The following is a 17,195-nucleotide window of genomic DNA, read 5'->3' on the forward strand; positions in this document are numbered from 1 at the left end:
CCCCACGAGGCGAATCTGACGTTATCTATATAAAAAATTGAGGAGCACATCGATGCGCGTCATTCTGCTGGGAGCTCCCGGGGCCGGTAAAGGTACTCAGGCTAAGTTCATCACCGAAAAATTCGGCATTCCGCAAATCTCCACCGGCGACATGCTGCGTGCAGCGGTCAAGGCCGGCACCGAGCTGGGCCTGATCGCCAAGAGCGTCATGGACAGCGGTGGTCTGGTTTCCGATGACCTGATCATCAATCTGGTCAAGGAACGCATCAGCCAGGCCGATTGCGCCAACGGTTTCCTGTTCGACGGTTTCCCGCGCACCATTCCTCAGGCTGAAGCCCTGGTGAAAGCCGGCGTCGAGCTGGACCACGTATTGGAAATCGACGTTAAAGACGAAGACATCGTTCAGCGTATCGCTGGCCGTCGTGTTCACGAGGCCAGCGGCCGCGTGTACCACATCGTCTACAACCCGCCAAAAATTGCCGGTAAAGACGACATCACCGGCGACGAGCTGGTGCAGCGCAAAGACGACACTGAAGAAACCGTGCGTCATCGCCTGTCGGTCTACCACGCCCAGACCGAGCCTCTGGTGAAGTTTTACCAGGAGCTGTCCGCCGCTCAAGGCAAACCGAAGTACAGCCACGTCGAAGGTGTTGGCTCGGTTGAAGCGATCACCGGCAAGGTGCTTGAAGCGCTGAGCTGAAAAGTCTGAATCGCTTCATCTTCTACGGCCCGCTTGCGGGCCGTAGTTGTTTATACTGGCGCACTTTTTCTGACCTCTCTTACGGAAACATCGATGAGCACCTTGCTGGCCCTGGACACCGCGACTGAAGCTTGCTCCGTTGCCTTGCTGCATGACGGTAAAGTCACGAGCCATTACGAGGTGATCCCGCGCCTGCATGCACAAAAGCTGCTGCCGATGATTCAGCAACTGCTGGCGGATGCCGGGACCACCCTGCAAGCGGTCGATGCCATCGCGTTCGGCCGTGGTCCGGGTGCGTTCACCGGCGTGCGGATCGCCATCGGTGTGGTGCAGGGACTGGCGTTTGCGCTGGATCGCCCGGTGTTGCCAGTGTCGAACCTGGCCGTGCTGGCGCAGCGGGCCTATCGGGAACATGGCGTGAGCCAGGTGGCGGCCGCCATCGATGCACGGATGGATGAGGTGTATTGGGGTTGCTACCGCGAAACGGCGGGGGAGATGCGGCTGGTCGGCAATGAAGCAGTGCTGCCGCCGGAAGTGGCCGCGTTGCCGGCTGACGCCAGCGGTGAGTGGTTTGGCGCCGGCACTGGCTGGGGTTATGCCGAGCGTATCGCCGTCAGCCTGACCGGGCAGGACCCGGGCATGCTGCCTCACGCTGAAGACCTGCTGACCCTGGCGCGTTTTGCCTGGGCGCGTGGTGAGGCGATTGTGGCTGATGAGGCTCAGCCGGTGTACCTGCGCGATAAAGTCGCCACGCCGAAAGCACGTTGATTCCGAAGCCGAGTGGGTCCTTTCGCGAGCAGGCTCGCTCCCACATGGGTTAGCGCATAACCTGTGGGAGCGAGCCTGCTCGCGAAGGCGATCTAACGGATGTAGCCAATCGTCGTTTTATACCCTCAGCTTTTAAACCTTTTCCATTTTCTGTGTTCTAGTTATCACTCGGCGGTTTGCGAAGTGGGTTCTGCGCCACTAAACTGCCATCATTGATCCCGGACATGTACTCATGCGTATAGACGGCGTTCCCTCTCAGTCCTACCCCATCAAACGCAAGCCTCGCAAAGGCCCTGTGGCGGATGACGACTACGTCGATATCGACGGCGAGCTGGAAATTCCATCCGAAGAGCAAATGGCTGCCCGCGCTGCCAAGGCCTCTGCGCAACGCTTGAGCAATCTCCCCGCCCGTCAACAAGACATGCTTTATCACCGTGCCATGAGCAGCAGTGTCGCGAAGGCCCTGGCCAGCTACCTGAGCACCGCCGGTTTTGTCGATTGGGATTCGGATGTACTGGGCCTCGACCTGTACATCTGATGCAGCTGCCTTACTACCTGGGCTGTCCATCCTGGAGTGAAAACGCCTGGCGCGATTATCTTTATCCGCTGGACGCCAAACCCGCCGAATTTCTGAGTCTCTATTCCCAAGTGTTCAACGCCGTGGAAGGCAATACGACCTTCTACGCGAGCCCGGCTGCGACCACCGTGCAGCGTTGGGCCGAGACCATGCCCGATCACTTTCGCTTCACGGCCAAGTTCCCCGGTGACATCAGCCACAGCGGCGACCTGCGCGAACAATTGACCGCTGCCGAAACCTTCCTGCAATTGCTCAGCCCCCTGGGTGAACGGGTTTCACCGCTGTGGCTGCAACTGTCCAAAAGCTTCACGCCGCAACGATTGCCTGAACTGGCCGGTTTTATTGATGCGGTGGACCGGCCTCTGGCGGTTGAAGTGCGGCATGACGAATTCTTCGCCAAGGGCGATGCCGAGCGAATGCTCAATCGTCTTCTACTGGATCGCGGTGTCGAGCGTATCTGCCTCGATCCCCGTGCGCTGTTCAGCTGTACATCGACCGATCCCTCGGTACTTCACGCCCAATCGAAAAAGCCCAGGGTGCCGCCGCGTCCGGCCGCATTCACGCAATGTCCGCAGGTACGCTTCATCGGCCATCCGCAGCTTGAGGCCAACGACCCGTTCCTGGTGCCGTGGGTCGAGAAAGTCGCCGTGTGGATCGAAGAGGGCCGTACGCCTTATATCTTCCTGCACACCGCCGACAATTTGCTGGCCGCCAAACTGGCGCAACGTTTTCACGCAAAACTGATGCTGCGTTTGCCTGGCCTGCCGCCGCTGCCTGAGCTATACAGAGAGCCCGCTGCCGAGCAACTTGGCCTGCTCTGAAGCGGATTCCCTGCCCTTTTCAGGAGCCTGCCAATGGATGCGCAAACCCTTCGAGCCCAAGCGTTTAAAGCACTGCACGAACGCGCGGGGGCTTTTGTCATTCCCAACCCTTGGGACGCCGGCTCGGCGAAAATGCTCGCCAGCCTTGGTTTCGAAGCGCTGGCGACCACCAGTGCCGGATACGCCTTTTCCAACGCCCGCCCCGATGGCGCGCTGACGCTGGACGACACACTGGCAAACGTTCGGGCGATTGTTGCGGCAACTGAACTGCCAGTCGCCGTCGATCTGGAAAACGGCTTCGCTGACGATCCAGCCGAATGCGCACAGAGTATTTTGCGTGCGGCAGAGGCCGGCGCGGTCGGCGGCTCGATCGAAGATGCTACGGGCCGTGAAGAAGCGCCGATCTACTGCTTCGAGCATGCTGTCGCGCGCATTGAGGCTGCCGTAGCAGCGGCTCGCAGCTTGCCGTTCCCCTTTGTGCTGACAGCCCGGGCCGAAAACTTTTTGCACGGCAATCCTGATCTCGCCGATACCATTCGCCGCTTGCAGGCGTTTGCCGAGGCGGGTGCCGACGTCCTTTATGCGCCGGGTCTGCGCAGTGCTGAAGATGTGTTGGCGGTGGTGCGCGCCGTGGCGCCGAAACCGGTCAATGTGTTGATGTCCGGTGGGCTCAAACTGACGGTCGAGCAGTTGAGCGAAATGGGCGTCAAACGCATCAGCGTCGGTTCGGCGCTGGCCTTGGCAGCGTATGGCGAGTTTTTCCGCGCTGCCGAAGAGATCAAGACGTCGGGTACGTTCGGCTTCACATCGCGATCCATGCCGTACGCCCAGGCCAATCAATTGTTCAAAGGCTGACGATGCGGTTTCGGTGGTGGGTGTGTCGCTGAGGGCTTGTTATTGAAAGTCAGGCGGCGATGCGCAGGTTCTGCAGGACGATCGGGCGAGCCCAGCCGTTATCGAAATCGAGTTGTTTCTGTTGCTCCACCAGCTCTTCGGGCGAGAACGGCGGGAATGGCTTGTCCAGCAGATCGAGTTCGAACTCGGCGATCGGCAGGTGCAGCGGACGCGGTTGCGGTGCCGCGCCAGGCACTGGCAGCGATTGACCGGCCGTGAGCACGATCGGACGGACCCAGCGGCTTTCGAAGTCCTGTTGCTTCTGTTGAGCGACGATTTCTTGTGCCGGGAACGGTGGGAAAGGTTTGTCGGCCAGGTCCATTTCGAACTCGGCAATCGGCAGGAACAGTGGCTCGGGCGGGCGGACCTCGGTTTCTTTCACATCGCATTCGCGCTGGGAAATGATGTGCGCCAGCAGTTCGCTGCCAACGGTGGGTTCGACCGGGCTGTCGAGATCGACTGGTGGAAAGTTGAGAGAAGCCGGTACGACATCGCCCGACTGATCGGCCAGGGCCTGGGCAAAGAAATCCTGCCACAGGTGACTGACGCCGCTCAGTGCTTGGGAGTTTCGTAGACCAAAATCGCCGTGGGGCGAGATGTAGCCTATCGATGTGCGTTGAATGTCTGACATTTCTCTCGGTCGACGCTCAGCTCTGGCAAAATGCTCGATAGTTTTGTTATCGGCCGTTTTTGCCGATCATTAATTTTTTGAGCGTGTTTTCCCATGATTGAGCAACCTGCGGCCTGCCGCATCCATGTCGAGGCCCTGGCCGCGACTTTTCAGCCACAGGCCGAACAATGGGCCGAGCGCCTGGGTTTGCCGATGCAGGTGGATGACGGTGAGTTTGCCTTGCAGGTCGGCGACCAGGGTTTGCAGCTGCAGCAACTGGGCCCGGACGCACCGGGGCCGGTGCGGGTGGACTTTGTCGAGGGCGGTGCGGCCCATCGCCGCTTGTACGGCGGCGGTAGCGGTCAGATGATCGCCAAGGCTGTCGGGGTGGCCCAAGGCGTGCGTCCGCGCGTGCTGGATGCCACGGCGGGGCTGGGCAAAGATGCGTTCGTGCTGGCGAGCCTCGGCTGCGAGATGAGCCTGATCGAGCGTCAGCCGCTGATTGGCGCGTTGCTTGAAGATGGCCTGGCGCGCGGCGCGGAAGACTTTGACGTGGCGCCAATCGTGGCGCGGATGCGCTTGCTCAAGGGCAACTCGATCGAGGTGATGCGCAATTGGGAAGGCGAGCCGCCGCAGGTGATCTACCTCGACCCGATGTTTCCCCATCGTGAGAAAACGGCCTTGGTGAAGAAGGAAATGCGCCTGTTCCGGCCGCTGGTAGGCGATGACCCGGATGCGCCTGCACTGCTCGAAGCGGCGTTGGCGTTAGCCAGCCATCGAGTGGTGGTCAAGCGCCCGCGCAAGGCGCCGTGCATCGAAGGGCCGAAGCCGAGTCATGCGCTGGACGGTAAATCGAGCCGGTATGACATTTATCCGAAGAAAGCGCTCAAGCCTTAAGACCGAGTCGCCCCCTTCGCGAGCAGGCTCGCTCCCACTGGAGATCTACGGTGTTGCATAGATCCAGTGTGGGAGCGAGCCTGCTCGCGAAGGGGCCAGATCAGACAACCGAAACCTATCAGGCTGTCTCTGGCCGATAGGCCCGCATAAACAACCCCACCACTTCCTGCACATGGCTCTCGGCCGCATCCCCGGTCAGCGGCTCGCCACAGCCATAAAGCAGCCTGAAATTCCCCGTACCCTTGAGCAGGCAGAAGAAATGCTCGGCCGCATTGCGCGGTTTGTCGATGCTCAACGCGCCGCTCTGATCAACCTTGATCAGCAACCGCTCCATGCCATGCAGCATGCGCTCAGGCCCGGCCTCGAAGAAGATCAACGAGAGCTTCGGGTCCTGGCTGCCCAGCGTCATCATCAGCCGATGCAGGTTGACCGATTCGTCGCTGTTGATCAGCTGATGAAAGCCGCGCGCGATGTTCAACAGCACCGTTTCTACGGCAGTGCCGTCCGGCAATTCGAAAAACAGCGTCGGCAATTGTTCTTCGCACTTGGCCATCACGGCGGCGGAGAACAGCGTCTCCTTGTCGTTGAAATGGCTGTAGACCGTCAACTTCGACACACCGGCCTCGGCCGCCACGGCGTCCATGCTGGTATTCGCATAACCCTTGCTCAGAAACAGAATTTTCGCCGCATCGAGGATCGCCTGGCGCTTGGCCAGATCCTTGGGACGGCCCGGGCCGTTGGGTACTGAAAGATTGTTAGGCATATGCGCTTTTATTACTGGACTGGTGAGTTTGCTATTAATAACATACTGCTCAGTATAATTATTCCAAGCACCATTAGCGAAAGGTCCTTCACCATGTTCCGCTATGCCTTGCCCCTCGCGTTGCCAGTCAGTCTGGCGTTTTTATTGTCTGCGTGTGGTCACGAAGAGGCGCCTCAAGTCACCGTTCGCCCGGCCATGGTCGTGCAGCCAGAGCCTTCGGCCCAGGCGATGGAAAGTTTTCCCGGTGAAGTCCGTGCACGGTTTGAGCCGGACCTGGCGTTTCGCATTGGCGGTAAAGTCAGTCGACGACTGGTCGAAGAAGGGCAGCGGGTCAAGGCCGATCAACCTCTGGCGGAACTCGATCCTCAAGACGTGCGCCTGCAACTGGAAGCCACCCGTGCCCAGGTCGCCGCTGCCGAGGCCAATCTGAGCCTGGTGCGCGCCGAACGTGATCGCTACAAGACCCTGATGGACCGTCAGATGGTCAGCCGTTCGCAGTACGACAATTCCGAAAACCTTTACCGATCCGGTGAAGCACGCCTCAAGCAAATCAAAGCCGAATTCAACGTTTCGACCAATCAGGCCAGTTACGCTGTGTTGCGTGCGCCTCAGGATGGGGTTGTGGCTAAACGCGCGGTTGAAGTCGGGCAAGTGGTGGCGGCGGGGCAAACCGTATTTACCCTCGCCACCGATGGCGAACGTGAAGTGTTGATCAGCTTGCCGGAGCAGAGCTTTGGCCGCTTCAAGGTCGGTCAGCCAGTGTCGGTGGAACTCTGGACCCAACCCGACCAACGTTTCGCCGGGCGCATCCGTGAACTGTCGCCCGCTGCCGATCCAAAATCGCGCACCTTTGCCGCCCGCATCGCCTTCACCGCCGGCAAGGTGCCCGCTGAACTCGGCCAGAGTGCCCGGGTGTTCGTTCAGACCTCCGATGTGGTGCCGCTGTCGGTGCCGCTTTCCGCACTGACCGCGGAAAACGGCGCGACCTACGTTTGGGTCGTCAACGCCAACAACACCCTGAAGAAAACCCCGGTACGTGTCGGTGCCTTCGGCGAGAAAACCGTACCAGTGCTCGAAGGCCTGAATGCCAGCGACTGGGTGGTGGCCGCTGGCGTCCATGTGCTGCTTGAAGGACAGCAGGTGCGCCCGGTGGATCGCTCCAACCGCGTGGTCAATCTGGCGGACAAGGAGTAATCCCCGATGGGTTTCAATCTTTCCGAATGGGCGCTGCGTAATCGCCAGATCGTACTGTTCCTGATGCTCTTGCTGGCAGTTGTCGGCGCACTGTCCTACACCAAACTCGGCCAAAGTGAAGACCCGCCGTTCACCTTCAAGGCCATGGTGATTCGGACCAACTGGCCGGGGGCCACGGCGCAGGAGGTATCGCGCCAGGTCACCGAGCGTATTGAAAAGAAGCTGATGGAAACCGGCGAGTACGAACGCATCGTTTCGTTCTCCCGTCCGGGCGAATCCCAAGTGACGTTCGTCGCCCGTGATTCCATGCACTCGGTGGAAATCCCGGACCTCTGGTATCAGGTTCGCAAGAAGATCGGCGACATTCGTCAGACCCTGCCACCGGGCATCCAGGGGCCATTCTTCAATGATGAGTTCGGCACAACGTTTGGCAATATCTACGCGCTGACCGGCGAAGGTTTTGATTACGCGGTGCTCAAGGACTACGCCGACCGCGTGCAGATTCAGCTGCAACGGGTCAAGGATGTGGGCAAGGTCGATCTGCTCGGGTTACAGGACGAGAAGATCTGGATCGAACTTTCCAACGTCAAACTCGCCACCCTTGGCCTGCCTTTGTCGGCGGTTCAGCAGGCCCTTGAAGAGCAAAACGCAGTGTCCACTGCCGGGTTCTTTGAAACCAGCAGTGAGCGCTTGCAGCTACGCGTCTCGGGGAATTTTCAGACGGTCGAAGAGATCAAGAACTTTCCGATCCGCGTCGGTGATCGTACGTTCCGCATCGCCGATGTGGCGGATGTGCGTCGGGGTTTCAACGATCCGCCGGCGCCGAACATGCGCTTCATGGCGGAAAACGCCATCGGTCTGGCCGTGGCCATGAAGGACGGTGGCGACATTCTGGTGCTGGGCAAGGCGTTGGAAATCGAGTTCGACCGGATCCAGAAAAATCTCCCTGCCGGTATGCAGCTGCGCAAGGTCTCCGACCAGCCTGCCGCCGTGAAAAGCAGTGTCGGTGAATTTGTTCAGGTGCTGGTGGAAGCGCTGGCAATCGTCCTGTTGGTGAGCTTCTTCTCCCTCGGCGTGCGCACCGGCATGGTGGTCGCGCTGGCGATTCCATTGGTATTGGCGATGACGTTCGCCTGCATGTATTACCTGGGAATCGGCCTGCACAAGATTTCCCTCGGGGCATTGGTACTGGCGCTGGGTTTGTTGGTGGATGACGCAATCATCGCCGTGGAAATGATGGCGATCAAAATGGAGCAGGGCTTCGACCGGATCAAGGCGGCCAGTTACGCCTGGACCAGCACCGCATTCCCGATGCTCACCGGTACGCTGATCACCGCCGCCGGCTTCCTGCCGATTGCCACTGCGCAATCGGGTACCGGCGAATACACCCGTTCGATCTTCCAGGTGGTGACCATCGCGTTGCTGGCTTCGTGGGTTGCCGCCGTTGTGTTTGTGCCTTATCTGGGGGAAAAACTCCTGCCGGATCTGGCGAAGATTCATGCCGCCAAACATGGCACCGGCGACGGCCAACCCGATCCTTACGGCACGCCGTTCTATCAGCGCGTCAGACGCCTGGTGGAGTGGTGCGTACGGCGGCGCAAGACGGTCATTGTCCTGACGGCCGTGTTGTTTATCGGTTCTGTCATCCTGTTTCGCTTCGTGCCGCAACAGTTCTTCCCGGCATCAGGTCGTCTGGAGTTGATGGTCGATCTGAAACTGGCGGAAGGCGCCTCGTTGAGCAACACCCGCGATGAGGTCAAACGCCTCGAAGCACTGCTGAAGGATCACGCCGGTATCGACAACTATGTCGCTTATGTGGGCACCGGTTCGCCACGTTTTTACCTGCCGCTGGATCAACAACTTCCTGCAGCAAGCTTCGCGCAGTTTGTAGTCCTGGCCAAAACCATCGAGGAGCGCGAAATCCTGCGCACCTGGCTGATCGAAGCCCTCAAGGAACAATTCCCGGCCCTGCGCGCGCGGGTGACACGTCTGGAGAACGGGCCACCGGTTGGCTATCCGATGCAGTTCCGGGTCACCGGTGAGCACATCGAGGAAGTCCGCGCGCTGGCCCGTAAAGTCGCGGCCAAGGTTCGCGAGAATCCGCATGTGGTCAACGTCCATCTGGATTGGGAAGAACCGAGCAAAGTCGTTTATCTGAACGTTGATCAGGACCGCGCCCGGGCGCTTGGCGTGAGCACCGCGAACCTGTCGAAGTTCCTGCAAAGTTCACTGACCGGTTCCAGCGTCAGCCAGTACCGTGAAGACAACGAGTTGATCGAGATTCTGTTGCGCGGCACGTTGCACGAACGCACCGAACTGTCATTGCTGCCAAGCCTGGCGGTGCCGACTGACAACGGTCGCAGCGTAGCGTTGTCGCAAATTGCGACCCTGGAATACGGCTTCGAAGAAGGCGTCATCTGGCACCGTAACCGCTTGCCGAACGTGACGGTCCGCGCCGACATCTATGGCAAGGAACAACCGGCGACGCTGGTGAAGCAGATCATGCCGACCCTCGATCCGATTCGCGCCGAACTGCCCGACGGCTACTTGCTGGAAGTCGGCGGCACTGTGGAAGACTCGGCTCGCGGGCAGAATTCGGTGAAGGCCGGTGTGCCGCTTTTCATCGTGGTGGTGCTGACATTACTGATGCTGCAACTGCGCAGTTTCTCACGCACGGTAATGGTGTTTCTGACGGCGCCTTTGGGTTTGATCGGTGTGACCTTGTTCCTGATGGTGTTCCGTCAGCCATTCGGTTTCGTCGCCATGCTCGGGACGATCGCGTTGTCCGGGATGATCATGCGTAACTCGGTGATTCTGGTGGACCAGATCGAGCAGGACATCGCCGCCGGGCTCAAGCCGTGGCAGGCGATTATTGAAGCCACGGTGCGGCGCTTCCGGCCGATTGTGTTGACTGCACTCGCGGCGGTGCTGGCGATGATTCCTCTGTCGCGTAGCGTGTTTTTCGGTCCGATGGCGGTGGCGATCATGGGCGGGTTGATTGTGGCGACGGCGCTGACATTGCTGTTTCTGCCGGCGCTGTATGCGGCGTGGTTCAGGATCAAGAAAGACCCGGTCTAACGTCCTACGTGTATTTCAGATCCCTCTGATATTGAGTCAGAGGGATCGGAATGCTGTACTCAAGACTCAGTTTTACGAGTTTTTGAGACAGTAATAATGAAAAAGCCGCCGATTTTGAGAGGACGGACCGACCCGGTATTCGACCTGTTGGGGAAGTCACCCCACAAGGAACGCCTCTCGGACTACCTTGCCTTGCTCAAACCGTTGGACGATCAGGGGCGCTATCTGCCTTTCGATGAGTTGCGCTACCGCTGGGCGCCGGGGCTGGATTCGAATCTGTGCTGGGCGCTGGTGAAGAAAGCCCGGACTGCGCAGTACTCAAGTCTTTTGCCGCTGGGCGAGCCGCTTCAATGGGGCAACTTCGTGCTCACGCCGTTGGCGCAGAAAGCTGTTTCCGCCGTCGATCGACAAGCCACAACGGCCGCGCTGGAGTACATGACCAGTCAGATTGGTGAGCATGCGCACTTCAGCTATCTGCTCAACGATTTGATCGAAGACGAAGCCATCAGCAGCAGCCAGCTCGAAGGCGCGGCGACCACCACGCGCGTGGCCAAGGACATGCTCAAGCGCAATCGCCTGCCGCGCACGCCGGATGAGCGAATGGTGATCGGCAACTTCAAGATGATGAATTTCGCCTGGGAAAAACGTTATGACGTCTTGAGTGTTGAACTGATTTCAGCCATGCACCGGGTGGGTGTCGAGGGCATTGATGACACGCAATATTCGCCGGGGGAGTTCAGGGCCAACGATGATGTGGTGGTGCAGGACGGCGAGGGCAACACCGTGCATACACCGCCGCCCGCAGCAGGGCTGGTGTCACGATTGCGGGTGTTGTCGACGTGGATCAACCAGCCCCACAACGATCCCGATCAAGTGGATTACCTTCATCCACTGATCAAAGGCATCGGGCTGCATTTTGCTCTGGGCTATGAGCATCCGTTCCGCGACGGCAACGGCCGGGTGGCGCGGGCGCTGTTTTATTGGTTCATGTTCAAGAATGACTTCTCTGCCTTTCGCTACATTGCGATCAGCATTTTGCTGCGCAGTGCGCCGGTGAAATACGGACGGTCTTATCTGAACACTGAGGCTGATGACCTCGATCTGACTTATTTCATCGACTTTCAATGCTCGGTGATCCTGCGGGCTGTCAGCGGTTTTACCGAGGCATATCGGAAAAGTCTGGCGTATGCCGAAAGCTTTGATCGCTGGTTGTTGGAGTCCGGTTTTTTTGACCGTTTGACCGAGAAGCAGCGAGCCGTATTCCAAGTGGCCAAGAGCGGGATGGCCAAGGAATTTACGGCGGTCAATGTGAAGGAGAATCTGGACTGTTCTTACAACACCGCGTCGGCCACGTTGAATGGGCTGGTCGAATTGGAGGTGTTTGAGAAGCGGAAGATGGGGCGCGAGTGGGTCTTCTTTTTGCGGGCTGCATCGACTGCTTGACCCTATGTGGGAGCGAGCTTGCTCGCGATGGCGGTGTATCAGCCACAGTTAATGTCGACTGACACGGCCTCATCGCGAGCAAGCTCGCTCCCACAAGGTCGGTGTTAAGGCTTAGAGCGTACCGAAGACTTTCTTCGCCAAACTGGTCGCTGCGGCTGCAGGATTCTGGCGAATGGCTTCTTCCTGTTTACCAATCATCTCGAACAGACCGTTCAACGCCTGCTCGGTCACATAACTTTCGATGTTGGCGCTCTTCGCATCCACCACACCCATTGTCGCGGCTTGCCCGGCGAACGAGTTGTACTGCTTGGCCAGGCCCACCTGGTCGGTGGCTTGCTTGACGATTGGCAGGAACTTGACGCGGATCTGTTCGCGGCTGGTTTTGCTCAGGTACTGAGTGGCCGAGTCCTTGCCGCCGCTGAGAATGCCCTTGGCATCCTCCACGCTCATCTTCTTCACCGCGTCCACCAGGATCGGCTGGGCTTGCGTCACGGCGGTTTCAGCCGCTTTGTTCATGCTGGTTTCCAGCTGATCGACCTGGTCGCCCATGCCGAACTGCTTCATCTTGCTGGCGACTTTGCCCAGTTTGCCCGGCAATTCGATTTTCACGTCCGGGTTGTTGCTGAAGCCACCCGGCGTGCCGAGTTGCTTCACGGCCAGTTGCGCACCTTGAGTCAGGGCATCTTTAAGGCCGCCGGTGGCGTCTGTCTGCGACAGGTCGTTAAGTGACAGCGCCAGTGCGCTGGCGGAGATCATCAAGCCTGCGCACAGGCCGGCGAAGCGAAGGGTAGGGCGGAACATGGCAGCTTCCTTTGTTCAAAAATTGAGAGTTAGCGGGCGGCGTCGACGCGGATTTTCAGTGGCTGCGGATCGCTGCCATCCAGTTGCACGGCGTGATGTTCGGTGGTGATGAACATCAGCTCGCCGTTGACTTCGATCCGTGCGCTGACCGAATAGCGATGCCCCGGTTTGACCTGCGCTGGATCGTAACTCAGATGAAACGGCAGCGGCACCTGGCCTTTGACCGGGCCTTTGTGTTCGTCAAGGACCACGGCGGGCGCGTCGGCCAGGGAAACGTCCTGCAAGCTGACGCTTAACGTGGCGCTGGGCGGCAGGGCAATGCGTTGCAGGTAGAAGACTTCGCCTTCAAGGCTGGTTTTGGCGGCAGGTTGTAGGGTTTGGCAGGCTCCGAGCAAGGCAGTAAGCCCCAGAAGCGAGAGTTTTTTCATAAGTTTAATCCCTGTCGTTGGCGCCCGAAGTAGATGAGCGCCGACTACAATTTAACGGATTTTTCCGGTGATTTCGCCCCGTGGATCTTTTGATATGCGTTTTTTCAAACTCTACTAAAGGGTTTCAATACAACGGATCGGGGATATACCTCAATTGAATTGCGGTATTCATTTTCAGTCGCGGTCAGGGTATAGCGTTTACCAGGTACGACAGTGTCCGGATCGTATTCCAGGTAAAAAGCCTCCGCCATTTTTTCGCTGATATGTATTTGAGTCAGTTGCGCAGCCGTATCGTCGTGCTCGTGGGCGACAACAGTGACTGCGTGTTCAGGTTGAACCGCTTTAGGCTCCTGTGCCTGGAGGTAAAGGCGGCCGACAGGGCTAAGATGCAGGGTTTGTCGGTGCGGCGCACGATGGACAATCACGAAGTAGTCCAGGTCAATCAGCAGTGGAACGCCGTTGTGGGTCATGCTGATCGTTACAAGGTATTTGACGCTGACATCGGAATAGTTGTGCATGAATGAAAAATCCCAACGCCCGCTATACAGTTCCGGTTTGCGGGATTGCGCAACTTTTATGGAAGCAGTTGAGTTGACAGTTTGCACGCTTATACAGGTTTCGCCTTCGCCATCATCGGGGGGTAGAAAGTCTTCAGGCAAACTGAACGTTAGAGTGACGTAGTTGTTGGTGTTTTCTAATGGGTTCATCGCGATATCCGTATCTGGACTAAAGTGGGCCTCTATTAATCCATAATTGACAGGTTATAAGAACATCCTTGTTCTTATAGTCATTGTCAGAAAGTTACAAGCAACCTCAACTAAGCCTGATCCGCCGCATCTTCACTGCGATGCAACGCGACCTGACGGATCGACAGCCGAATCTCCGCCGGCAACACCCGCTTGGCCGCGCCTTCGGCCAGCTCGCCGAGCAATTCGTGATAGCTCAGCTTGCCGGCCTCGTCGCGCTTGAGCACATCCAGATCCAGCATGGTCTGGATGAAGTGGCGGAACAGGCTCTTGTCGAAGAACTCCGGGGCGTTCAGGCCATGGAGGATCGACAGGCGCTGGGCCATGACCGTGCACAAGTCTTCCAGCTCTTCGGCGCTGATGCTGTTCTGACCGCTGTTGAGCAGCAGCGAGACCGTCATGTAGAAACGTTGCAGGGTCTGGGCGATGCTTTTCGACAGCAGGGTCAGCAGCACGAAATGCCGCGAGCTCGGTGCCGGACGCAGGTAGACATCATTCTCAAAACGCAGCAGACCTTGCTCGACGAAGGCTTCGAGCCATTGATCGATCACCGCATCCAGCTCGTCCAGCGACCAGCGAATGAACAACTCCGATTGCAAGTACGGATAGAGCGCGCGGGTGTAGCGCAGGATCTGTTCGCGGCTCATGCGCGAGGCGCTCTGGAAGAAGCTCGCCAGCAACGCCGGCAAGGCGAAGATGTGCAAAACGTTGTTGCGGTAGTAGGTCATCAGGACGGCGTTCTGCTCGTCCAGGTACAGAATCTTGCCCAGGGCATCGCTCTGCTCGGACAGCAGATCCATGTCCTTCACATGCTCGATCAGCGCCCGGCCGTCACCTTCCGGCAGGGTGGTGTGCGGCGAATACGGGACCTTGCGCAGCAGCGCCAGGTACAGATCGAGCACCCGCGCCATAGCGCGATCATCCAGCGCGAGACGGCTGGTGGACAGCAGCGCCAGGGCAACAAGGTTGACCGGGTTGATCGCTGCCGCTTCGTTCAGATGCTGCGCGACTTTCTCGCCGAGGCGGTTGGTGGTTTCGTTGAGCCAGGCCGGTTTGAACTGCGGACCGAGTTCCTGCTGGCGCCAGTCCGGTTGTTCGCTGTCGAGGAATTCCGCCAGTTTGATCGGCTCGCCGAAGTTCACGGCCACTTGGCCGAAGCGCTGCTTGAGCGCGCCGATGACTTTGAAGATGTCGAAGATCGATTCTTTTTTCTTGGTCGCGCCACGCAGTTCGCCAAGGTAGGTCCGGCCTTCCAGCACGCGTTCATAACCGATGTAGACCGGGATGAAAACGATCGGCATCCGCGACGAACGCAGGAAGCTGCGCAGAGTGATTGCGAGCATCCCGGTTTTCGGTTGCAGCATGCGTCCGGTACGCGAACGGCCACCCTCGACGAAGTACTCCACCGGGAAGCCTTTGGTGAACAGAGTGTGCAGGTATTCGTTGAACACCGAGGTGTACAGCGGGTTGCCCTTGAAGGTGCGGCGCATGAAGAACGCACCGCCGCGACGCAGCAGGCCGCCGATCCCCGGCATGTTGAGGTTGATCCCGGCGGCGATGTGCGGCGGGGTCAGGCCGTTGCGAAACAGCAAATAGGACAGCAGCAGGTAGTCGATGTGGCTGCGGTGGCAAGGCACGTAGATCACTTCGTAACCCGGGGCGACCTTTTGCACGCCTTCGATGTTGTTGACCTTGATGCCGTCGTAGATTTTGTTCCAGAACCAGCTCAGCACCACTTCCATGAAGCGGATCGCGGTGTAGGTGTAGTCGGAGGCGATCTCGTTGCCATAGCGCAGGGCCTGGGCCTTGGCTTTCTCCGGGGAGATGTTCTCGCGCTCGGCTTCATCGAGGATCGCTTGCTTGACCAAGGGCTGGTTGAGCAGGCCTTTGACCAGGTTGCGCCGGTGGGAGATGTCCGGGCCGATGACCGCAGCTTTGAGGTTGCGGAAGTGCACCCGCAGAATCCGCTGGGCCATGCGCACGGTGCGCTCGTGGCCCTTGTTGTGGTCGATCAGCTCACGCAGGTGAATCGGCGCCGAGAACTGCACCCGGGTTTTGCGCCCCAGCACAATGATGCTCAACAATCGACGCAGACGCCCGGTGACTGCCCAGCTGTCGGCGAAGAGCAGTTTCCACGGGCTCGATTCGCTGTCTGGCGACTGACCCCAGAACACGCTGACCGGAATGATCTGCGCGTCTTCGGCGGCATTTTGGCTCAGGGCGCTGACCAGACGAGTCAAGGTCGGTGGCGCGCCTCGCTTATCCTGACGGCCGAGCCAGTCGGGCTCCGGCGTCAGGTAAAAGAACGCGGCGGGCTCCACCAATGTACCTACCGATACCGGCAACACCGGCCGGGGCAAACCTGCCTTGCTGCACTCGGTATCGACCACGGCCAGGTCGGTCAGCGAAGGATTTTGCAGGACGTAGAACACCGGACGGCTGCGGTCGAGGTTGAGGGTGAACGACGACTGATTGATCGTCTCCGAGCGAACCCAGAGGTAGAGCAGTCGGCGCAGGGTGCCAAACACAAGACGGCGGAACGGGGAGCGGGTCATACGGCATCTGCGTGAGTGAATAAAACCGAGCGTTTGCTCGGGCGGCCGATAGTGTGCCGTATTCGCCGAAAATCGGCAAAAAAGCGGCTAAGTAAAGTGAGTTGAGAGTTTTGGCGGCTGTCATATACTCGGCCGTTCAAAATAAAAACAACGGGGTACTGATTCATGGCAACGCGCGAAACCGGCAATGTGAAGTGGTTTAACGACGCCAAGGGCTACGGGTTCATTCAGCGCGAGGACGGGGTGGACGTGTTCGTGCATTACCGCGCGATTCGTGGCGAAGGGCACCGCTCGTTGGCTGAAGGTCAGCAGGTGGAATACGGCGTGGTGACGGGCGAGAAAGGCTTGCAGGCTGAGGATGTGGTGGGGCTGTAAGCCTTAAGATCAAAAGATCGCAGCCTGCGGCAGCTCCTACAGGTGTACATATAACCCTGTAGGAGCTGCCGCAGGCTGCGATCTTTTTGGTTTTACACGGTTTTCCAGGTGATTTCTTCTTCACCATCAGTGCTGATGCGCATCCAGCGATCAGCTGTCTCTTCACCTTCTTCCTCGACCCAGCTACCCGGTGCGCAGCGCACCTCGACGTTCAGCGCGGCAAACGCTGCGCGGGCACAGGCGATGTCGTCTTCCCACGGGGTCTGGTCGCTGTCCAGGAACAGGCTGTTCCATTTGCCCACGGCTTTCGGCAGCCAGGTGACCGACACGTTGCCGGCCTTGCACTTGTAGGTCTGGCCTTTCTGGACCCAGTCGGTGCATGGGCCCAAAGCAGTGCCGAGCCAAGCCGCGACGGCCTTGTAGTCGACGTCGGCGTCTTTCAGGTAAATCTCGATATCGGGTTGGCGCATGGATGTCCTCACTGCGGGTTTGAAAAATCCATTCGCGGATTTAGCCGGCCTACGGCAAATGCCGGAGACCAAAAA

General features: G+C 58.8%; 17 protein-coding genes. 10 read left to right on the forward strand and 7 right to left on the reverse strand.

From position 1 onward, the window contains the following. The first annotated feature begins 52 nt into the window (after positions 1-52). The 5 genes from adk to ACYZTZ_RS02780 all read left to right on the forward strand — a co-directional run bounded on the left by adk (position 53) and on the right by ACYZTZ_RS02780 (position 3,721). The gene (gene adk, locus ACYZTZ_RS02760; RefSeq protein ID WP_027924949.1) at positions 53-700 is read left to right on the forward strand and encodes an adenylate kinase; all 648 of its coding nucleotides are present in this window, start codon (positions 53-55) and stop codon (positions 698-700) included. A 93-nt stretch (positions 701-793) separates the two neighbouring features. Then, positions 794-1,468 (forward strand): tRNA (adenosine(37)-N6)-threonylcarbamoyltransferase complex dimerization subunit type 1 TsaB, encoded by a 675-nt coding sequence (gene tsaB, locus ACYZTZ_RS02765; RefSeq protein WP_461997148.1) that lies wholly within the window; start codon positions 794-796, stop codon positions 1,466-1,468. A 232-nt stretch (positions 1,469-1,700) separates the two neighbouring features. Beyond that, positions 1,701-2,006 (forward strand): hypothetical protein, encoded by a 306-nt coding sequence (locus ACYZTZ_RS02770; RefSeq protein ID WP_008156859.1) that lies wholly within the window; start codon positions 1,701-1,703, stop codon positions 2,004-2,006. Beyond that, entirely contained in the window at positions 2,006-2,866 is an 861-nt protein-coding gene (locus ACYZTZ_RS02775) for a DUF72 domain-containing protein (protein WP_461997149.1), read from the forward strand. The genes ACYZTZ_RS02770 and ACYZTZ_RS02775 overlap by 1 nt, the downstream gene beginning before the upstream one ends. Positions 2,867-2,899: 33 nt before the next feature. Then, positions 2,900-3,721: an isocitrate lyase/PEP mutase family protein gene (locus tag ACYZTZ_RS02780; RefSeq protein WP_461997150.1), complete on the forward strand. Its 822-nt coding sequence runs from the start codon at positions 2,900-2,902 to the stop codon at positions 3,719-3,721. Between the two features lie 49 nt (positions 3,722-3,770). On the opposite strand, the gene ACYZTZ_RS02785 is transcribed toward ACYZTZ_RS02780, so the two are convergent. Next, entirely contained in the window at positions 3,771-4,391 is a 621-nt protein-coding gene (locus tag ACYZTZ_RS02785) for an energy transducer TonB (RefSeq protein ID WP_461997151.1), read from the reverse strand. A gap of 93 nt (positions 4,392-4,484) precedes the next feature. Between ACYZTZ_RS02785 and ACYZTZ_RS02790 the strand changes: the two genes are divergently transcribed. After that, positions 4,485-5,267: a class I SAM-dependent methyltransferase gene (locus tag ACYZTZ_RS02790; protein WP_033056325.1), complete on the forward strand. Its 783-nt coding sequence runs from the start codon at positions 4,485-4,487 to the stop codon at positions 5,265-5,267. Positions 5,268-5,385: 118 nt separating this feature from the next. On the opposite strand, the gene ACYZTZ_RS02795 is transcribed toward ACYZTZ_RS02790, so the two are convergent. Continuing rightward, a complete protein-coding gene (locus ACYZTZ_RS02795) occupies positions 5,386-6,030 on the reverse strand; it encodes a TetR/AcrR family transcriptional regulator (RefSeq protein WP_461997152.1) in 645 nt (214 codons plus the stop codon). A gap of 93 nt (positions 6,031-6,123) precedes the next feature. Between ACYZTZ_RS02795 and ACYZTZ_RS02800 the strand changes: the two genes are divergently transcribed. From ACYZTZ_RS02800 to ACYZTZ_RS02810, 3 genes are all read left to right on the forward strand, one after another. Further along, positions 6,124-7,224 (forward strand): efflux RND transporter periplasmic adaptor subunit, encoded by a 1,101-nt coding sequence (locus ACYZTZ_RS02800; protein WP_223433568.1) that lies wholly within the window; start codon positions 6,124-6,126, stop codon positions 7,222-7,224. A gap of 6 nt (positions 7,225-7,230) precedes the next feature. Beyond that, positions 7,231-10,302 (forward strand): efflux RND transporter permease subunit, encoded by a 3,072-nt coding sequence (locus ACYZTZ_RS02805; protein ID WP_461997153.1) that lies wholly within the window; start codon positions 7,231-7,233, stop codon positions 10,300-10,302. Between the two features lie 96 nt (positions 10,303-10,398). Further along, the gene (locus ACYZTZ_RS02810) at positions 10,399-11,745 is read left to right on the forward strand and encodes a Fic family protein (protein ID WP_461997154.1); all 1,347 of its coding nucleotides are present in this window, start codon (positions 10,399-10,401) and stop codon (positions 11,743-11,745) included. 111 nt (positions 11,746-11,856) lie between these two features. On the opposite strand, the gene ACYZTZ_RS02815 is transcribed toward ACYZTZ_RS02810, so the two are convergent. The 4 genes from ACYZTZ_RS02815 to plsB form a co-directional block, all read right to left on the reverse strand. Next, entirely contained in the window at positions 11,857-12,546 is a 690-nt protein-coding gene (locus tag ACYZTZ_RS02815; protein ID WP_461997155.1) for a DUF4197 domain-containing protein, read from the reverse strand. A gap of 29 nt (positions 12,547-12,575) precedes the next feature. After that, complete coding sequence (locus tag ACYZTZ_RS02820) at positions 12,576-12,974, reverse strand: YbaY family lipoprotein (protein ID WP_046054555.1); 399 nt, start codon at positions 12,972-12,974, stop codon at positions 12,576-12,578. A 104-nt stretch (positions 12,975-13,078) separates the two neighbouring features. Next, complete coding sequence (locus tag ACYZTZ_RS02825; RefSeq protein ID WP_461997156.1) at positions 13,079-13,681, reverse strand: hypothetical protein; 603 nt, start codon at positions 13,679-13,681, stop codon at positions 13,079-13,081. Between the two features lie 110 nt (positions 13,682-13,791). Then, positions 13,792-16,275 carry a glycerol-3-phosphate 1-O-acyltransferase PlsB gene (gene plsB, locus ACYZTZ_RS02830; protein ID WP_461997157.1) on the reverse strand — a complete coding sequence of 828 codons (2,484 nt, stop codon included), beginning with the start codon at positions 16,273-16,275 and terminating at the stop codon, positions 13,792-13,794. Between the two features lie 165 nt (positions 16,276-16,440). On the opposite strand from plsB, the gene ACYZTZ_RS02835 reads away from it, so the two are divergent. After that, the gene (locus ACYZTZ_RS02835) at positions 16,441-16,650 is read left to right on the forward strand and encodes a cold-shock protein (RefSeq protein ID WP_008146705.1); all 210 of its coding nucleotides are present in this window, start codon (positions 16,441-16,443) and stop codon (positions 16,648-16,650) included. 92 nt (positions 16,651-16,742) lie between these two features. Here ACYZTZ_RS02835 and ACYZTZ_RS02840 read toward each other — a convergent pair whose 3' ends face one another. Next, entirely contained in the window at positions 16,743-17,120 is a 378-nt protein-coding gene (locus tag ACYZTZ_RS02840; RefSeq protein WP_461997158.1) for a hypothetical protein, read from the reverse strand. Positions 17,121-17,195 lie beyond the last annotated feature (75 nt).

This window comes from Pseudomonas sp. LB3P58 (genome assembly GCF_054897895.1).

What these genes read in the sequence shown, in the direction of transcription:
- ACYZTZ_RS02795 (WP_461997152.1), bottom strand. Translation starts at nt 6,030, where the DNA reads ATGCCTAACAATCTTTCAGTACCCAACGGCCCGGGCCGTCCCAAGGAT.
- ACYZTZ_RS02810 (WP_461997154.1), top strand. Translation starts at nt 10,399, where the DNA reads ATGAAAAAGCCGCCGATTTTGAGAGGACGGACCGACCCGGTATTCGAC.
- ACYZTZ_RS02835 (WP_008146705.1), top strand. Translation starts at nt 16,441, where the DNA reads ATGGCAACGCGCGAAACCGGCAATGTGAAGTGGTTTAACGACGCCAAG.
- plsB (WP_461997157.1), bottom strand. Translation starts at nt 16,275, where the DNA reads ATGACCCGCTCCCCGTTCCGCCGTCTTGTGTTTGGCACCCTGCGCCGA.
- ACYZTZ_RS02770 (WP_008156859.1), top strand. Translation starts at nt 1,701, where the DNA reads ATGCGTATAGACGGCGTTCCCTCTCAGTCCTACCCCATCAAACGCAAG.
- ACYZTZ_RS02780 (WP_461997150.1), top strand. Translation starts at nt 2,900, where the DNA reads ATGGATGCGCAAACCCTTCGAGCCCAAGCGTTTAAAGCACTGCACGAA.
- ACYZTZ_RS02785 (WP_461997151.1), bottom strand. Translation starts at nt 4,391, where the DNA reads ATGTCAGACATTCAACGCACATCGATAGGCTACATCTCGCCCCACGGC.
- ACYZTZ_RS02820 (WP_046054555.1), bottom strand. Translation starts at nt 12,974, where the DNA reads ATGAAAAAACTCTCGCTTCTGGGGCTTACTGCCTTGCTCGGAGCCTGC.
- ACYZTZ_RS02775 (WP_461997149.1), top strand. Translation starts at nt 2,006, where the DNA reads ATGCAGCTGCCTTACTACCTGGGCTGTCCATCCTGGAGTGAAAACGCC.
- ACYZTZ_RS02800 (WP_223433568.1), top strand. Translation starts at nt 6,124, where the DNA reads ATGTTCCGCTATGCCTTGCCCCTCGCGTTGCCAGTCAGTCTGGCGTTT.
- ACYZTZ_RS02790 (WP_033056325.1), top strand. Translation starts at nt 4,485, where the DNA reads ATGATTGAGCAACCTGCGGCCTGCCGCATCCATGTCGAGGCCCTGGCC.
- ACYZTZ_RS02840 (WP_461997158.1), bottom strand. Translation starts at nt 17,120, where the DNA reads ATGCGCCAACCCGATATCGAGATTTACCTGAAAGACGCCGACGTCGAC.
- adk (WP_027924949.1), top strand. Translation starts at nt 53, where the DNA reads ATGCGCGTCATTCTGCTGGGAGCTCCCGGGGCCGGTAAAGGTACTCAG.
- ACYZTZ_RS02815 (WP_461997155.1), bottom strand. Translation starts at nt 12,546, where the DNA reads ATGTTCCGCCCTACCCTTCGCTTCGCCGGCCTGTGCGCAGGCTTGATG.
- tsaB (WP_461997148.1), top strand. Translation starts at nt 794, where the DNA reads ATGAGCACCTTGCTGGCCCTGGACACCGCGACTGAAGCTTGCTCCGTT.
- ACYZTZ_RS02805 (WP_461997153.1), top strand. Translation starts at nt 7,231, where the DNA reads ATGGGTTTCAATCTTTCCGAATGGGCGCTGCGTAATCGCCAGATCGTA.
- ACYZTZ_RS02825 (WP_461997156.1), bottom strand. Translation starts at nt 13,681, where the DNA reads ATGAACCCATTAGAAAACACCAACAACTACGTCACTCTAACGTTCAGT.